General features: G+C 57.2%; 14 protein-coding genes. 3 read left to right on the top strand and 11 right to left on the bottom strand.

Annotated elements, in window-relative coordinates:
* Positions 1 to 15 precede the first annotated feature (15 nt).
* The 10 genes from FWJ25_RS14630 to FWJ25_RS14675 form a co-directional block, all read right to left on the bottom strand.
* Positions 16 to 549, bottom strand: a complete 534-nt coding sequence (locus FWJ25_RS14630; RefSeq protein ID WP_149600996.1) for a hypothetical protein — start codon at positions 547 to 549, stop codon at positions 16 to 18.
* Positions 549 to 1,697 carry a radical SAM family heme chaperone HemW gene (gene hemW / locus FWJ25_RS14635; RefSeq protein ID WP_246166848.1) on the bottom strand — a complete coding sequence of 383 codons (1,149 nt, stop codon included), beginning with the start codon at positions 1,695 to 1,697 and terminating at the stop codon, positions 549 to 551. The genes FWJ25_RS14630 and hemW overlap by 1 nt, the downstream gene beginning before the upstream one ends.
* Before the next feature lie 4 nt (positions 1,698 to 1,701).
* The gene (gene rdgB, locus FWJ25_RS14640) at positions 1,702 to 2,301 is read right to left on the bottom strand and encodes an RdgB/HAM1 family non-canonical purine NTP pyrophosphatase (protein WP_149600997.1); all 600 of its coding nucleotides are present in this window, start codon (positions 2,299 to 2,301) and stop codon (positions 1,702 to 1,704) included.
* Positions 2,302 to 2,308: 7 nt separating this feature from the next.
* Entirely contained in the window at positions 2,309 to 2,737 is a 429-nt protein-coding gene (locus FWJ25_RS14645) for a DUF4426 domain-containing protein (RefSeq protein WP_246166853.1), read from the bottom strand.
* Between the two features lie 29 nt (positions 2,738 to 2,766).
* Positions 2,767 to 3,372, bottom strand: a complete 606-nt coding sequence (gene metW / locus FWJ25_RS14650) for a methionine biosynthesis protein MetW (RefSeq protein ID WP_149600999.1) — start codon at positions 3,370 to 3,372, stop codon at positions 2,767 to 2,769.
* Positions 3,369 to 4,517, bottom strand: a complete 1,149-nt coding sequence (gene metX, locus FWJ25_RS14655; protein ID WP_149601000.1) for a homoserine O-succinyltransferase MetX — start codon at positions 4,515 to 4,517, stop codon at positions 3,369 to 3,371. The genes metW and metX overlap by 4 nt, the downstream gene beginning before the upstream one ends.
* 127 nt (positions 4,518 to 4,644) lie before the next feature.
* Positions 4,645 to 6,609 (bottom strand): dynamin family protein, encoded by a 1,965-nt coding sequence (locus tag FWJ25_RS14660; RefSeq protein WP_149601001.1) that lies wholly within the window; start codon positions 6,607 to 6,609, stop codon positions 4,645 to 4,647.
* A 246-nt stretch (positions 6,610 to 6,855) separates the two neighbouring features.
* Positions 6,856 to 7,440: a YggT family protein gene (locus FWJ25_RS14665; RefSeq protein WP_149601002.1), complete on the bottom strand. Its 585-nt coding sequence runs from the start codon at positions 7,438 to 7,440 to the stop codon at positions 6,856 to 6,858.
* 22 nt (positions 7,441 to 7,462) lie between these two features.
* Positions 7,463 to 8,296, bottom strand: coding sequence for a pyrroline-5-carboxylate reductase (proC, locus tag FWJ25_RS14670; protein ID WP_149601003.1), 834 nt, complete (start codon positions 8,294 to 8,296; stop codon positions 7,463 to 7,465).
* 62 nt (positions 8,297 to 8,358) lie between these two features.
* The gene (locus FWJ25_RS14675) at positions 8,359 to 9,063 is read right to left on the bottom strand and encodes a YggS family pyridoxal phosphate-dependent enzyme (RefSeq protein WP_149601004.1); all 705 of its coding nucleotides are present in this window, start codon (positions 9,061 to 9,063) and stop codon (positions 8,359 to 8,361) included.
* A 141-nt stretch (positions 9,064 to 9,204) separates the two neighbouring features.
* Between FWJ25_RS14675 and FWJ25_RS14680 the strand changes: the two genes are divergently transcribed.
* The 3 genes from FWJ25_RS14680 to FWJ25_RS14690 all read left to right on the top strand — a co-directional run bounded on the left by FWJ25_RS14680 (position 9,205) and on the right by FWJ25_RS14690 (position 12,964).
* Positions 9,205 to 10,239: a type IV pilus twitching motility protein PilT gene (locus FWJ25_RS14680; RefSeq protein ID WP_149601005.1), complete on the top strand. Its 1,035-nt coding sequence runs from the start codon at positions 9,205 to 9,207 to the stop codon at positions 10,237 to 10,239.
* Positions 10,240 to 10,270: 31 nt separating this feature from the next.
* Positions 10,271 to 11,392: a PilT/PilU family type 4a pilus ATPase gene (locus tag FWJ25_RS14685; protein ID WP_149601006.1), complete on the top strand. Its 1,122-nt coding sequence runs from the start codon at positions 10,271 to 10,273 to the stop codon at positions 11,390 to 11,392.
* Positions 11,393 to 11,494: 102 nt separating this feature from the next.
* Positions 11,495 to 12,964 carry an OmpP1/FadL family transporter gene (locus FWJ25_RS14690; RefSeq protein ID WP_149601007.1) on the top strand — a complete coding sequence of 490 codons (1,470 nt, stop codon included), beginning with the start codon at positions 11,495 to 11,497 and terminating at the stop codon, positions 12,962 to 12,964.
* A 37-nt stretch (positions 12,965 to 13,001) separates the two neighbouring features.
* On the opposite strand, the gene FWJ25_RS14695 is transcribed toward FWJ25_RS14690, so the two are convergent.
* Positions 13,002 to 13,385: a hypothetical protein gene (locus tag FWJ25_RS14695; protein WP_149601008.1), complete on the bottom strand. Its 384-nt coding sequence runs from the start codon at positions 13,383 to 13,385 to the stop codon at positions 13,002 to 13,004.
* Positions 13,386 to 13,429 lie beyond the last annotated feature (44 nt).

The raw sequence follows: 13,429 nt of genomic DNA on the forward strand, positions 1-13,429 counted from the left end.
CTGCGGGAGTAATCTTCAGCTATGGGGCAGCGGATGGCGGCGCGCGGCGCGAATGATCACCAGGCCGGCGGTACCGAGGGTGAGGCCGGTAAATTTGATCAGTGCGCAGACGGTGGCGCTCAGACTGACCAGATCAGTGGGGGCGTCAAAGTTGTTCAGCAACAGGACGTTTTCCGCCACATCGCTCAACCCGGCTGTAATAAACAGGGCTCGGATCCAGCGAGCGACCATCCGTTCACGAACTCCGGGCCGGTCCCGCATCAAGTGGCGTGTCAGCAAAATCATGCTGAGCACGTAGGCGGGCACAAAGAGGAAATCCACCCATAGCGACACCCGGGCCCAGAAACTGCCCTCAGGCCCCCAGCTTTGGAGGATTGCAGTAGCCTGATCTGCGTTTCCAGCCAATTGGAAGCTGATGATCCCTTGAGGTGCGCTTCCTGTCAGCAATGGCTGGTTGATCACAAGCAGTGTAGTGAACAGTGCAACGGCTGAGAGAAGGCCGGCTTTCAGGCTATTGGGCAAGGCTGTACGTTCCTGTTCTGAATCCATCAAAGAAAGCGCTCCAACAGACTGTTGAGATACCGGTGGCCCAACTCGGTGGCTTGGATCCGGTGCCTATCCAGAAGCTTTTCCTCACGCAGTTGTTCAAGTTTTACCGCAATGGACGACAGGGGTAAACCTGTACGTTCTTCAAACAGTTCTTCACTGGTACCCCGGGACAGCCTTAGGGCATTCATCAGGAACTCCAGGGGGCGTTCTGACCAGTCTATCTCTTCGTTGCCTGCCGTCCGGCTGCCAATCCGGTTCAGATAGGCATCGGGTTGCCGGGTTTTCCAGTAACGGCGGATGGTTCCATCTTGCAGGCTGATCTTACCGTGCGCGCCGGCGCCCAGTGCCAGATAGTCACCGAAGGTCCAGTAATTCAGATTGTGCCGCGATTCCTTACCGGGTTGGCTCCAGGCCGACACTTCGTAATCCTCAAAGCCGTGTTGTCTGAGAAATGCAGACCCTTGCTGATAGATCTCCCAAAGCTGGTCGTCGTCAGGCAGTGTCGGAGGGCGGCTGTAGAATTCGGTGTTTGGTTCGAGAGTGAGTTGGTACCAGGACAGATGCGGAGGGTTGTGCTCAAGAGCCAACCGGAGGTCGGACAAAGCATCCTCGACACTTTGCCCCGGAAGCCCGTGCATCAGATCAATATTGAAATTATCAAAACCCGCCTCGCGGGCGGCCTCGATGGCACGGTGAGCAGATTCCCGGTCGTGAATCCGGCCAAGTTCCGTCAGATGTACAGGATTGAAACTTTGAACTCCGATGGACAGCCGGTTGATACCTGCTGCCCGGAAGGCCTCGAATCGACCCTCCTCGAGAGTACCCGGATTGGCCTCCAGTGTGATCTCTGCATCCGGGGACAGTGCCAGTCGTTTCTTCAGCTCGTTAAACAGGTTCTGGTAAAACGGCCCTGACATAAGCGATGGGGTACCACCGCCGATGAAGATGGTCTGAATGCTTCTGTCACTGGCAAAGGACAGGTCTTCATCCAGATCTTCCAGTAGCGCCTTGAGATAACGCTCCTCGGGAATGTCCTGTTTAATGGCGTGGGAGTTGAAGTCGCAGTATGGGCACTTGCGAACGCACCAGGGCACATGGATGTAGAGGCTCAGTGGCGGGCATACCGCCTCTGCAGAGGGGGGTGTCACCGGCTCAGGCTCCGGTCCCGAGCTGGTCCATCAGCAGGGAGAGGGCGCGGCCACGATGGCTGATGCGGCTTTTTTCCGATCGGCTCAGTTCCGCAGCGCTACAGTCGTATCCGGGTACCAGAAATACCGGGTCATAGCCGAAACCGCCTTCGCCCCGGGGCTCGTTCAGAATATGGCCGGGCCAACGGCCGTGGCAGATGACCGGTGTCGGGTCGTCCGCATGCCGGAGGTACACCAGAACGCAATGGAACTGGGCTGTTCGCTGGGCGTCCGGAACATTCTTCATGGCTTCCAGCAGGGCATCAATGTTGTCCTGATCACTGGCATCCGGGCCAGCAAAGCGGGCCGAGCGCACGCCGGGTTTTCCCCCCAGGGCGTCGACGGCAAGGCCACTGTCATCGGCAAGGGCTGGCAGGCCGGTTTCCCGGGCGGCATGTCGTGCCTTGAGGATGGCGTTTTCGACAAAGGTAACGGCGGGCTCTTCGGCTTCGCCAACCCCCAGCTCTCCTTGGGCCACAGGCGTCATCCCGAGAGGCGCCAGAAGCTCGGTAAGCTCCGCAATCTTACCCTTGTTGTTGCTGGCAATGACCAGTTGTTCACTCATATCAGAATTAATCACTAAACAGGGTGTGTGCAAAGCGAACCGGCAGATCCTGCGAGTAACCTGACGGTCTGGCGGTTACGTTGAAGGTCATCAGCTCGCCGGAGGCGTACTGGTATTCGGCAATAAAGTAGACGGCATCGCCTTCCTGTATCCGGCGGAAGGCAAGGAATTTAACCTGTTGGATGTCATTGGACACCTGGCCTTCCACCTGGCCGGTGACAGGCATCAGCTGGCCCTTGTCACCCTCTTTCATGATGGCAATGTTGATGATGCCAATGCCTTTGCTGCGTTGCAGGTTATTGGCTTTGGCCACCTCTGGTGCCAGGAATGTGCTGGGCAGAACGCTCCAGTGCACCTGGTAGTCCCCGAAATCCTTATTGCCAGCGGCCTGAGCCTGCAGGCTGGCGGTCAGCAATGCCACCAGTGTGACGACCATCAGGCAAGCCTGTTTCAAGGTTTGAATGCTCATAGCGTGTTCTCCCTTGTGATCCGATAGATCGCAATTTCGCCCAGAAGGTTTGGCCACAGGCGCGCTAACCAGCTGTTCTGGTGCTGCCCATCGACAACCCTTCGGCTAGTGATGCGTATGCCTTTTTGACGGCACAGCGCTTCGAAGTCCTTGAAAGTACATAGCCGGATGTTCGGCGTGTTGTACCACTTATACGGCAATGCGTCGGATTCGGGCATGCGTCCACTGAGAGCCAGCCCCCAGCGCAGGCGCCAGTGGGCAAAGTTGGGGAAGGTCACAATGCCCTCGCGACCGACCCGTAGCATTTCGTCGAGCACTTTGTCAGGGCGGCGCACCGCCTGAAGAGCCTGGGTCATCAGAACCACATCGAAGCTGCCGTCATCGAAGTTGCCCAGCCCCTGAGTGTCCAAGTTCTGTTCAATAACGGCAACGCCGCGACTCATGCAGGTGGTTATGTGCTCAGGATTGATCTCAAGACCGAAACCGCTGGCGCCACGCTCCCGCTGCAGGTAATCGAGCAGGGTTCCATCACCACACCCGAGGTCGAGCACGTGGTGCCCCTTGCTGATCCACTGCTGGATGATATCGAGGTCTGGTCTCATGCCCCTACCTCCCTGCCAATCCGGTCCATATAGGCATGCAAAATATCAGTATACCTCGGGGTGGGAATCAGGAAGGCGTCGTGGCCCCAGGGGGCGTCAATTTCGGCATAACTGACCTTTCGGCGGGCGGCGATCATGGCATTGACCATTTCTTCCGACCGCTCCGGAGCGAATCGCCAGTCGGTACTGAAGGACAATACCAGGAACTCGCAACGGGCCGATGCGAGTGCCCGGGACAGGTTCCCGCCATAGTCATAGGCAGGATCGAAATAGTCCAGGGCCCGGGTCATCAGCAGGTAGGTGTTGGCGTCAAAGGATTCGGAAAACCGCTCCCCCTGATAGCGAAGGTAACTTTCTACCTGGAACTCGGCGTCGTAACCGAATTTGTACGCCTGGTCCCTGAGTTCGCGACCGAACTTCTCGCCCATGGATTCGTCGGACAGATAAGTAATGTGTCCAACCATGCGAGCCAGCATCAGCCCCCGGCGAGGAACGATGTTGTGGTCATAGTAGCGACCGTCGTAGAACTCCCTGTCGCTGGTAATGGCTTGCCGGGCAACTTCATTGAAGGCGATATTCTGGGCCGTGAGGCGAGGTGTCGAGGCGATGACCACCGCATGCTTTAAGCGGTCGGGATAATCCAGGCTCCACTGCAGCGCCTGCATGCCACCAAGGGAGCCTCCGACCACGGCAGCCCAGGTTTCGATGCCCATCCGATCCGCCAGTTGGGCCTGGCTTTTTACCCAGTCGCTCACAGTAATGACCGGGAAGTCCGGGCCATATTGTTTTCCGGTCGCCGGGTTAATGCTGCTGGGGCCTGTACTGCCGTGGCAGCCGCCAAGATTGTTCAGGGCAACGACAAAGAACCGGTTGGTGTCGATGGGCTTTCCGGGGCCGATGCAGCTGTCCCACCAGCCGGGCTTACGATCCTCCATGGAGTGAAAGCCCGCGGCATGGTGGTGGCCGCTCAGGGCATGGCAAATCAGCACCGCATTGCTGGCGTCAGCGTTGAGTTCGCCATACGTCTCGACCATCAGGTCATAGCTCGGCAGCGACTGGCCACAGGCAAGATCGATAGGGGTATCAAAATGATAGGTCTGCGGGGTAACTATCCCGACAGAATCCGCAGGCAGGGAATCGGGCATTGGCGCGACAGGTTCCTGATTCGGTCCATAGGTGTCTGGAACGGCAATGACATGATCATTGCCAGCCCAGCAGTTTAAAGCCGGGCCGCCACGGCTGCAACCGCCTGTCTCTGGGGAATCTCCGGGGTCAGAGGACCCCGGAGATATTCACGACTTTCTGCTGGATCATGGTGGGCGCTGGTTTGCGGATCTGGCGGTGCATGGCATCGGCCAGTTCCAGCTGGCGGCGAAGGTCGCTGATGGCGTTGGTCAGGCGCTCCCTTTCTGCTCGGCCATCCCGGTCGTTGCGGACCATGTCGCGCAGCCGGCGGATCTGATGCTCCAGTAGCTGCTTCTGCTCCATGGAATATTGCATGATCGGTAGCAGCGCCTCATTGGGCCACCGGTCCACGTCACGGCGCACCCGTGAGTGCAGGGTGCGGGCTTCACCGACCATCACGTTGAAGAACCGGCGAACCAGAACCGATTGTTCTGTCAGCAGGTTTTTCGGGCTGATGCGGAAACGCCGGGCCTTCTTGCGCAGTTCCCGGATAGCAATGACATGCCTGCCAGCCCGCAAAGGGATGGGCTCCAGATGGCGTGCCCGGGTATCTTCGTTATATCGGCGATAAATCGCACCGACCATTTTCTCGGCCAGATGGCCTTCGCTGAGAAGGTTGGTCAGATCACTTTCCAATAGTTCGAAGAACTGATCCATGGCGCGGTTCATGCCCGCTGTGGTCCAGCTTTTCGACATACTTCTGCGAATTTTCTCAGCATGTGCCTCAAACCGTTGCTCGCTGACCAGTTGCCTCAGTAAATCGCCCTGGGAGTCCATCAGGCGTCGGCTGGAACGCAAAGTGATAAGTTTCTTGTAGTAGAAATCGTAATCCTGCTGGGCGCGGTCGGCGAGGCGGCTCAGCGCCGCTTTGTCGAGGGTGGCGCCTGAACAGGCTTTCAGTTCCTCTTCGAGAGATTCCAGGCGAGTCTGCATGGCTGCCTGGCTGTTCTGGAGCATGCCCAGCAGGTCGTTGATCAGGCTCTGGGTGATCAGCTGCTCTTTGTGCATCAGGATGCGCTGGATGATGAGCTCTTCCAGGTGGCCGATGTTGGATCGATCGAAGAGTGCTTCATCCTGACGCACCCGGGCAATAAGGCCCTGCTTGGCAGAAAGAGGAATAACGTCTTTCTGGTGGATGCCAAGGTGGCCCGCGCTGTAATTGCGAACACGGTCTATGGCGTCCTGCGTGTGCTTTTCACCTTGCAGGTCATCCCACAGGACGTCGATTTTGTTAAGTACTGCAAACCGGCCGGCACGGTGGTCTGCGTGCTCGGTATCGATATGCTCTTTCCAGATGGTCATATCGCTGGCGGTGACGCCGGTATCGGCGCTGAGCACGAAAATGACGGCATGGGCCCGCGGCAACATGCTGATGGTCAGTTCCGGCTCGGAACCGAGTGCGTTGAGGCCCGGAGTATCCAGAATCCTCAGGCCACGCTCGAACATGGGGTGACGGATACTGATCTGGGCATTGCGCCAGGCCGGAACCAGTACCTGTCCCGGATTATTGCGGTCCTGCTCAAGCATGGCTTCATCAAAGCCGAGCTTGCGGGCCTCATCCGGGGTGACGCTTTTGACCCGCGCCACCTCGGCCAGGACTTCGCGCATGACTTCCGGATCACGCTCATCCAGGTCGTGTTTGACCCAGCGCTCAGGTTGTTTCCGGAGTTGTTGCAGAGACAGATCGCCGGTCCGGGTCTCGATGGGCAACAGCAGCAGGTAGTTCTCGTTGGCGGTTCGGTCGAAGAACAGTTCGGTCGGACACATGGTGGTCCGTCCGGCCTGGGAAGGCAGCATGCGCTGACCGTATTCCGAGAAGAACAGGGCGTTGATCAGCTCAGTCTTGCCGCGGGAGTATTCACCCACGAATGCGATGGTGAGCTCATCTTCGATAAGCAGTTCCAGCCCGTGCCGGATCCGGGTGCTGACGTCTTCGGAAAACAGGTTGTTGTCCTGCAGCCATAGACGATACCGGCCAATCTGGCGGATCAGCTCTTTCTTCCAGTTATGGTAGGCCTCTACCTGCTGCGACAGAGTTCCCTGTGGGGTCATCGGAGTTATCCTTCTGCGCGACTTCCGGTTGGCCCGGGCACCAATCAGGTCCACATGGGCGGCGGATTAATTCCGGGTAATATTAGCTGCTTTCCTCATCTTGTTAGTCGGCTGAATCGACAGTAACTTGAGGATGATAGGGTGATATTTCACGAAAAAGGCCGGGAGTTCAACGACTTGAGCTCCCGGCCTTTCAATATTGGTTTTTGCTGAAAACTGTTACGGAGTGTATCCGTGTGAACTGGGTTACATCCCTAGGCCGATGGAGCCCAGCCCGGCGGCGAGTTTCATGTGATCAATGACCACCGAAACAACATTCAGAATCAGGAACACTATGATCGGCGACAGGTCCAATCCACCCATGGACGGCATGATGTTCCGGACCGGGCGCATGACGGGTTCGGTAATCTGGGCGACCAACTGGATGGCAGGATGCCCGCTGGCTGGCGCAATCCAGCTGACCACTACGATAGCGATGACAGACCAGAAGTAGATTTTTACGATCAGGTCGAGGACATTCAGCACTGCCCATACCAGCAGTGTGATCGGGTTAATGGCAGGTATTCCGCCGTTGAGGGCAATGAGGATCAGAAAGAATGTAATGGCCTGAATGATGATGGCCAGGACCAGAGAGGCACCGTCAATGCCGCCCCAGCCGGGAATGAACCGGCGCAGTGGGCGTAGCGGTGGGTTGGTGGCCTTGACCACAAACTGTGAGATCGGGTTATAGAAGTCAGCCCGGGCAAGCTGCAGCAGAAAGCGGAGCAGCACAATGGTCATGTAAAACGTGGATGCGATCAGCAGGATCGTAATCAGGATGTCTGCCAGCATGAAGCCGTTTCTCCGTTATCGGTTACTGTTTGCCAGCCAGTTCTTGGGCCATTTCTTCGGAACGCCTGAAGGCCGCTTTGTAGGCCTTGTTGACGAGTTCACGCAGGCCGCCTTCCTCAAAGGTGTTGATTGCCCGTTCTGTGGTTCCGCCAGGAGACATAACGTTACGCTTGAGTTGTGCCGGGTCATGCTCGCTGCGCGCAGCCATCTCGGCGGCGCCCGCCATGGTCTGGATAGCAAGCTGACGGGCTGTATCGGCGGCGATGCCGGATTCGGTGGCGGCGGCTTCCAGGGCCTCAAGCATAAGGAAGAAATAGGCAGGACCACTGCCGGACAGCGCCGTCACCCCATGCAGCAGATTTTCGTCGTCGACCCACAAGGCAGAACCGATGCTCTTGAAGACAGATTCGACCATGGCTTTCTGCGGATCTTTGACGTGCCCGTTGGCGAACAGGCCTGCGGCGCCTTTGCCAACCAGCGACGGGGTGTTGGGCATGACGCGCACCAGAGGCAAGCCACCTCCGAGCCATTCGTCCAGGGTATCAGCTGTCAGCCCTGCTGCGATGGAAACCATCAGCGGGCGGGTGTTCTGAGCTACCGGTGCAATGTCGCGGCACACATCGGCCATGACTTGCGGTTTGACGGCCAGCACCACCATGTCGGCCTGCTGTGCACAATACCGGTTGTCGGTGGTCACGCTTACCCCGAATTTGTTACGCAGGGCTTGCAGGTGGCTGTCATCCGGGGCGCTTACCCAGATGTCAGCTGCTTTGTAGCCGCTGTCCAACATACCGCCGATGATGGCGCTGGCCATATTGCCTGCGCCAATAAATGAAATGGTGGGAGATGTGCTCAAGGTTCACTCCAACGGTTGATCGGTTAAACGTCCGGTCCTGATCATAGCAGGAACCGCGGTATTCAGCTCTTGGCCGGTCGTGATCCGAACAGGGCTGTACCTATGCGGACCCAGGTCGCGCCCTCGGCAATGGCCAGTTCGAGATCACCGGACATGCCCATGGAGAGAGAGTCCAGGGGGCCAGCGTCGGGATAGCGTGTTTTCAGGTCGTTCAATGCTGTTGCCAGTTTGCGGAAGCTCAGCCGCAGTTCGTCGGCAGACTGAGCCGGGTCCGGAATGGCCATGAGTCCCCGCAGACTCAGCCCTGGCAGCTCGGCAATTGCCTTTGTCAGCGCGGGTAGCTCATCGAGGTCACAGCCGGATTTGCTGGTTTCCCGATCTACGTTGACCTGCAGGCAGATATTCAGTGGCGGTAACGAGCGGTCTCTCTGTTCGCTGAGGCGCCGGGCTATCTTCAGACGGTCAACGCTGTGCACCCAGGCAAAACTGTTGGCAATCTGGCGAGTCTTATTGGACTGGATGGGGCCAATAAAGTGCCATTCAATATCGGGAATTTCCCGCAGAGCCTCGATTTTATCGAGAGCTTCCTGAAGGTAGTTTTCGCCAAAAGCTCTCTGGCCTGCAGTAATGGCCTGGCGAAGGTCAGCAGGTGAGCGGGTTTTGCTCACTGCCAACAGGCCCACAGAATCCGGCGCCCGTCCGGCATCCAATGTTGCTTTTTGTATGCGTCGGGTTACGCTCCCGATGTTGTCTGCTATGCTGCTCATAGTGTGAAAATGCTACGTCCGGTCCTGTCGCTGGTACGGTGACACGTTACCCGCAGGTCGCTGAAATGCCAAGTGAACCGATTCAGAGCTCCGCCGGGCCGACGCACCAGGATAAAAGAAGAACGCCTTCCGAGGACCCCTATGGATATTACTGAACTGCTTGCCTTTTCGGCCAAACAGGGTGCGTCTGACTTGCACCTTTCTGCTGGCCTTCCCCCCATGATTCGTGTTGATGGTGATGTTCGCCGGATCAATCTTCCGCCGATGGAACACAAAGAGGTCCATGGGCTGATTTACGACATCATGAACGACAAGCAGCGCAAGGATTTTGAGGAGTTCCTCGAAACCGATTTCTCTTTCGAAGTCCCGGGTGTTGCCCGTTTCCGTGTTAACGCCTTCAACCAGAACCGCGGTGCGGGTGCGGTGTTCCGGACCATCCCTTCGAAGGTTCTTACTATGGAAGATCTGGGCATGGGCCAGGTTTTCAAGGATATTGCGTCGGTTCCCAGGGGCCTGGTTCTGGTGACAGGGCCAACCGGCTCCGGTAAGTCCACGACGCTGGCGGCGATGATGGACTATATCAATGACACCCGCTACGAGCACATCCTGACCATCGAAGACCCCATCGAATTCGTCCATGACTCCAAAAAGTGCCTGGTTAACCAGCGGGAAGTGCACCGGGATACCCTAGGGTTCAACGAAGCCCTGCGTTCTGCGCTTCGTGAAGATCCCGATATCATCCTGGTTGGTGAGCTTCGTGACCTTGAGACCATTCGTCTGGCGCTGACAGCGGCGGAAACCGGGCACCTGGTGTTCGGCACCCTGCACACGACCTCAGCGGCGAAGACCATTGACCGGGTGGTGGATGTCTTCCCGGCAGAAGAGAAGTCCATGGTCCGCTCGATGCTGTCAGAATCCCTGCAGGCCGTTATTTCCCAGACGCTGATGAAAAAAATGGGGGGCGGCCGGATTGCGGCCCACGAGATCATGATCGGTACGGCTGCGATCCGGAACCTGATCCGTGAAGACAAGATTGCACAGATGTATTCATCGATCCAGACCGGTGGTTCCATTGGTATGCAGACACTTGATCAGTGCCTCGAGCGTCTGCTCCAGAAAGGGCTGATTTCCCGTGAAGCGGCCAAGGCGAAGGCCAAAATTCCGGACAACTTCTGATTGGGCTGGAACAACAGGATAGGTAACAACAATGGAATTTGAAAAACTGCTTCGGCTGATGGTTGAAAAGGGCGGCTCCGACCTGTTCATTACGGCGGGGGTCCCGCCGAGTATGAAGGTGAATGGCAAGGTACTTCCCGTCACCAAGAATGCGCTTACCCCGGAGCAGACCAGGGAACTGGTTTACGGCGCGATGAATGATAAACAGCGGGAAGAGTTCGAAACCAGTCACGAGTGCAACTTTGCCATCAGTGCAAGGGGCATCGGACGCTTCCGGGTCAGCGCGTTTTTCCAGCGCAACCTGTGCGGTATGGTTCTGCGCCGGATTGAAGTGAAGATTCCCCAGATTGATGAACTGGCGCTGCCAGAGATCATCAAGGATCTGGCGATGACCAAGCGTGGCCTGATCATGTTTGTGGGTGCCACAGGTACCGGTAAGTCCACATCCCTGGCCGCCATGCTCGGGCATCGTAACCGGAACAGCAGGGGTCATATCATTTCCATCGAGGACCCTATCGAATTTGTGCACCAGCACCAGGGCTGTATCGTGACCCAGCGTGAAGTCGGGATTGATACCGAGAGCTTCGAAGTAGCCCTGAAAAATACACTCCGGCAGGCGCCGGATGTCATCCTCATTGGTGAGGTCCGGACCCGTCAGACCATGGAATATTCCGTGCAGTTTGCCGAAACCGGCCACCTCTGTCTTGCCACTCTGCACGCCAACAATGCTAACCAGGCTTTGGACCGGATCATCCAGTTCTTCCCGCCGGAACAGCACAACCAGGTATGGATGGATCTGTCGCTGAACCTGAAAGCGATCGTGGCTCAGCAATTGGTGCCGACCCCGGATGGCAAGGGGCGTAAGGCTGTTATTGAGGTCCTGATCAATACGCCTCTGGTAGCCGACCTGATTCGCAAAGCCGAAGTCCACAAGCTCAAGGAGTTGATGGCGAAGTCCACAGAGGCGGGGATGCAGACCTTTGATCAGGCGCTTTATCGTCTCTATGCCGAGGGTTCCATTACCTATGAGGATGCCCTGGCCCACGCCGATTCGGCGAATGATCTGCGCCTGATGATCAAGCTGGGTGCCGACGCCCAGGGCGCAGATCAGTTGTCGTCCACCGTCGACAAGTTGTCGATTCAGGATGATTAGACGAAAGTCGTAATTGAGTAGGCCTGCAAATCAGTAGTTTTTGCATTTGAGGCCCTTGGTCTGTGCTGCGTATACTCCGCGCCGAGAAAAATAGGAGATACCATGCATAACCGACTCAATAATCTTGCACGTGCTGTTCGTCTGGCCTCTCTGGCGGCTATCGTTGCTCCGGCAACGGTGGTCGCTGGTGGATTCTCTCTCAACGAGCAAAGCGCCAGTGCCATGGGTACCGCGAACGCCGGTGCCGCGGCGAATCCTGAAAATGCCACCACCGTTCTTTTCAACCCGGCAGGTATGAGCCAGCTTTCCGGCACCAACATATCATTTGGTGCGGCGGTTCTTGATATCGATGCTGAAGCGAAAAGCGATTCAGTATCCGCGACCAATGTACTGGGCGGCGAGGTTCAGGGCAGTGCTGGCGGTGATATTGCTGATCCTGCCGTTCTTCCGAACTTCTACCTGACCCACGAAGTCAGCGATGCCATTGATGTGGGCTTTGGGATCCATGCGCCGTATGGGCTGGCTGCCGATTATGAGAACGACTTTGTTGGCCGTTACTTTGCCGACAAGACAGAGCTGACGGCGATTTCATTCTCTCCATCCGTTGCGGTTAACAACGGGCAGGGGCTGTCCATGGGTGTCACCATGAACATCATGTACGCAGAGGGACGTCTCTCCAAGTACCAGGATGTTCGTGGAGGTATTTACCAGACACTGGTTGGCGCTGGTTTGTCAGCACAGCAGGCTGCGGCGCAGGCCAGTGCAGCAGGCGACGCCTACGAGGCCGCCTACGGAGTCCCGTATGCGGATGTTGAGGGAGATGATGTGGCGGTTAACTTCCGCGTAGGCTTCCTCTATGAACTCTCAGATAAAACCCAGCTGGGCCTGACTGCACAGACGGGAACCGAGTTCGAGCTGGAAGGCGACATCAAGCTGACGGGGTACCCGGTACCGGATGCCAATTCGCCGGTTGGGTTGTCTCCAACGACGCTGTCTGAAGATGTCAAAGTACCCCTGGCCATCCCTGAAAGTGCGACCTTTGGCATTCGTCATCAGCTGACAGATGACGTGACTCTGCTGGCGGGAGCGACCTACTCTCGCTGGAGCCGCTTTGAGGAGTTGGATATCAACAGTGCTGAAGGCGACTCCGGTGCGGTCTCTATGGCATCGGGTCGTACCGGGGATACCCCGATTACCCACATTACCGAGAAGTGGAAAAACACCTGGCAGTTCAATGTTGGCGGAATCTGGCAGGCAACCCCGGCGTGGGCCTTCAAAGCTGGTTACGCTTGGGATGAATCGCCTGTTGATCAGTACGTTACCGCTCGCGTGCCATCAGAAGATCGTCATTGGCTGACCCTGGGTGCCCAGTGGAAAGATGTGCGCACTGGCTGGGCCGTGGATGCAGCCATTGGCACCCTGATCTTCGCAGACGACGCAGAGGTTGATGAGTACTCATACCTCCACGATGCACCGTCTACCGTTGATCCGGCCTCCGGAGCCTCCCATTACGAGGGCACCTATGAACTGAGCGCCTGGAGTGCAGCCGTTCAGGTCAGCAAGGCCTTTTAAGTGGTCTGACGTTGCCTGGGCTGATCAATGATTCTGATCAGCCCACCACCTGGCCGCGGTAGATGATTTTCTTCTTCCGCGCCAGGGCTTCCGGGCTGGGCTCCGTTGTGCTGGTGTCCGCAGCGCTGTCTGCAATTACCTGCCCCCGGTACATCCGTTTGGGTGACTCGCTTTGTTCTGCTTCCGCATTTTCTTCTTCCATTTTGAGCTGCGGTACCTGCTCCTTCAGGGACTCCCAGGTGCGAACAAGATGGCTTGATCGCGTCTTGCGGGCATAGTCTGCCAGCTGTCGTTCCAGATGCTCTTCCGTGAGGTGAAGTTTTACGCCGAACTCGGTATGAATCAGGCGGCGGCACTGGTGAACCAGCTTCAGCAGGCCAGGGTCCAGTAGCCAGCTTCGTTCAGACGCCAGAGAAGTCATGTATTAACCTCGGGGTAAAGTGTCACAACATGGCGCATCCCGCC

The sequence above is a fragment of the Marinobacter salinexigens genome, assembly GCF_008370345.1.
Taxonomy (GTDB): Bacteria; Pseudomonadota; Gammaproteobacteria; order Pseudomonadales; family Oleiphilaceae; genus Marinobacter; species Marinobacter salinexigens.

Excerpts from the sequence above, each read along its gene's own strand:
- FWJ25_RS14630 (WP_149600996.1), bottom strand. The coding sequence starts at position 549 with ATGGATTCAGAACAGGAACGTACAGCCTTGCCCAATAGCCTGAAAGCC.
- rdgB (WP_149600997.1), bottom strand. The coding sequence starts at position 2,301 with ATGAGTGAACAACTGGTCATTGCCAGCAACAACAAGGGTAAGATTGCG.
- FWJ25_RS14645 (WP_246166853.1), bottom strand. The coding sequence starts at position 2,737 with ATGGTCGTCACACTGGTGGCATTGCTGACCGCCAGCCTGCAGGCTCAG.
- metW (WP_149600999.1), bottom strand. The coding sequence starts at position 3,372 with ATGAGACCAGACCTCGATATCATCCAGCAGTGGATCAGCAAGGGGCAC.
- metX (WP_149601000.1), bottom strand. The coding sequence starts at position 4,517 with ATGCCCGATTCCCTGCCTGCGGATTCTGTCGGGATAGTTACCCCGCAG.
- FWJ25_RS14660 (WP_149601001.1), bottom strand. The coding sequence starts at position 6,609 with ATGACCCCACAGGGAACTCTGTCGCAGCAGGTAGAGGCCTACCATAAC.
- FWJ25_RS14665 (WP_149601002.1), bottom strand. The coding sequence starts at position 7,440 with ATGCTGGCAGACATCCTGATTACGATCCTGCTGATCGCATCCACGTTT.
- FWJ25_RS14675 (WP_149601004.1), bottom strand. The coding sequence starts at position 9,063 with ATGAGCAGCATAGCAGACAACATCGGGAGCGTAACCCGACGCATACAA.
- FWJ25_RS14680 (WP_149601005.1), top strand. The coding sequence starts at position 9,205 with ATGGATATTACTGAACTGCTTGCCTTTTCGGCCAAACAGGGTGCGTCT.
- FWJ25_RS14685 (WP_149601006.1), top strand. The coding sequence starts at position 10,271 with ATGGAATTTGAAAAACTGCTTCGGCTGATGGTTGAAAAGGGCGGCTCC.
- FWJ25_RS14690 (WP_149601007.1), top strand. The coding sequence starts at position 11,495 with ATGCATAACCGACTCAATAATCTTGCACGTGCTGTTCGTCTGGCCTCT.
- FWJ25_RS14695 (WP_149601008.1), bottom strand. The coding sequence starts at position 13,385 with ATGACTTCTCTGGCGTCTGAACGAAGCTGGCTACTGGACCCTGGCCTG.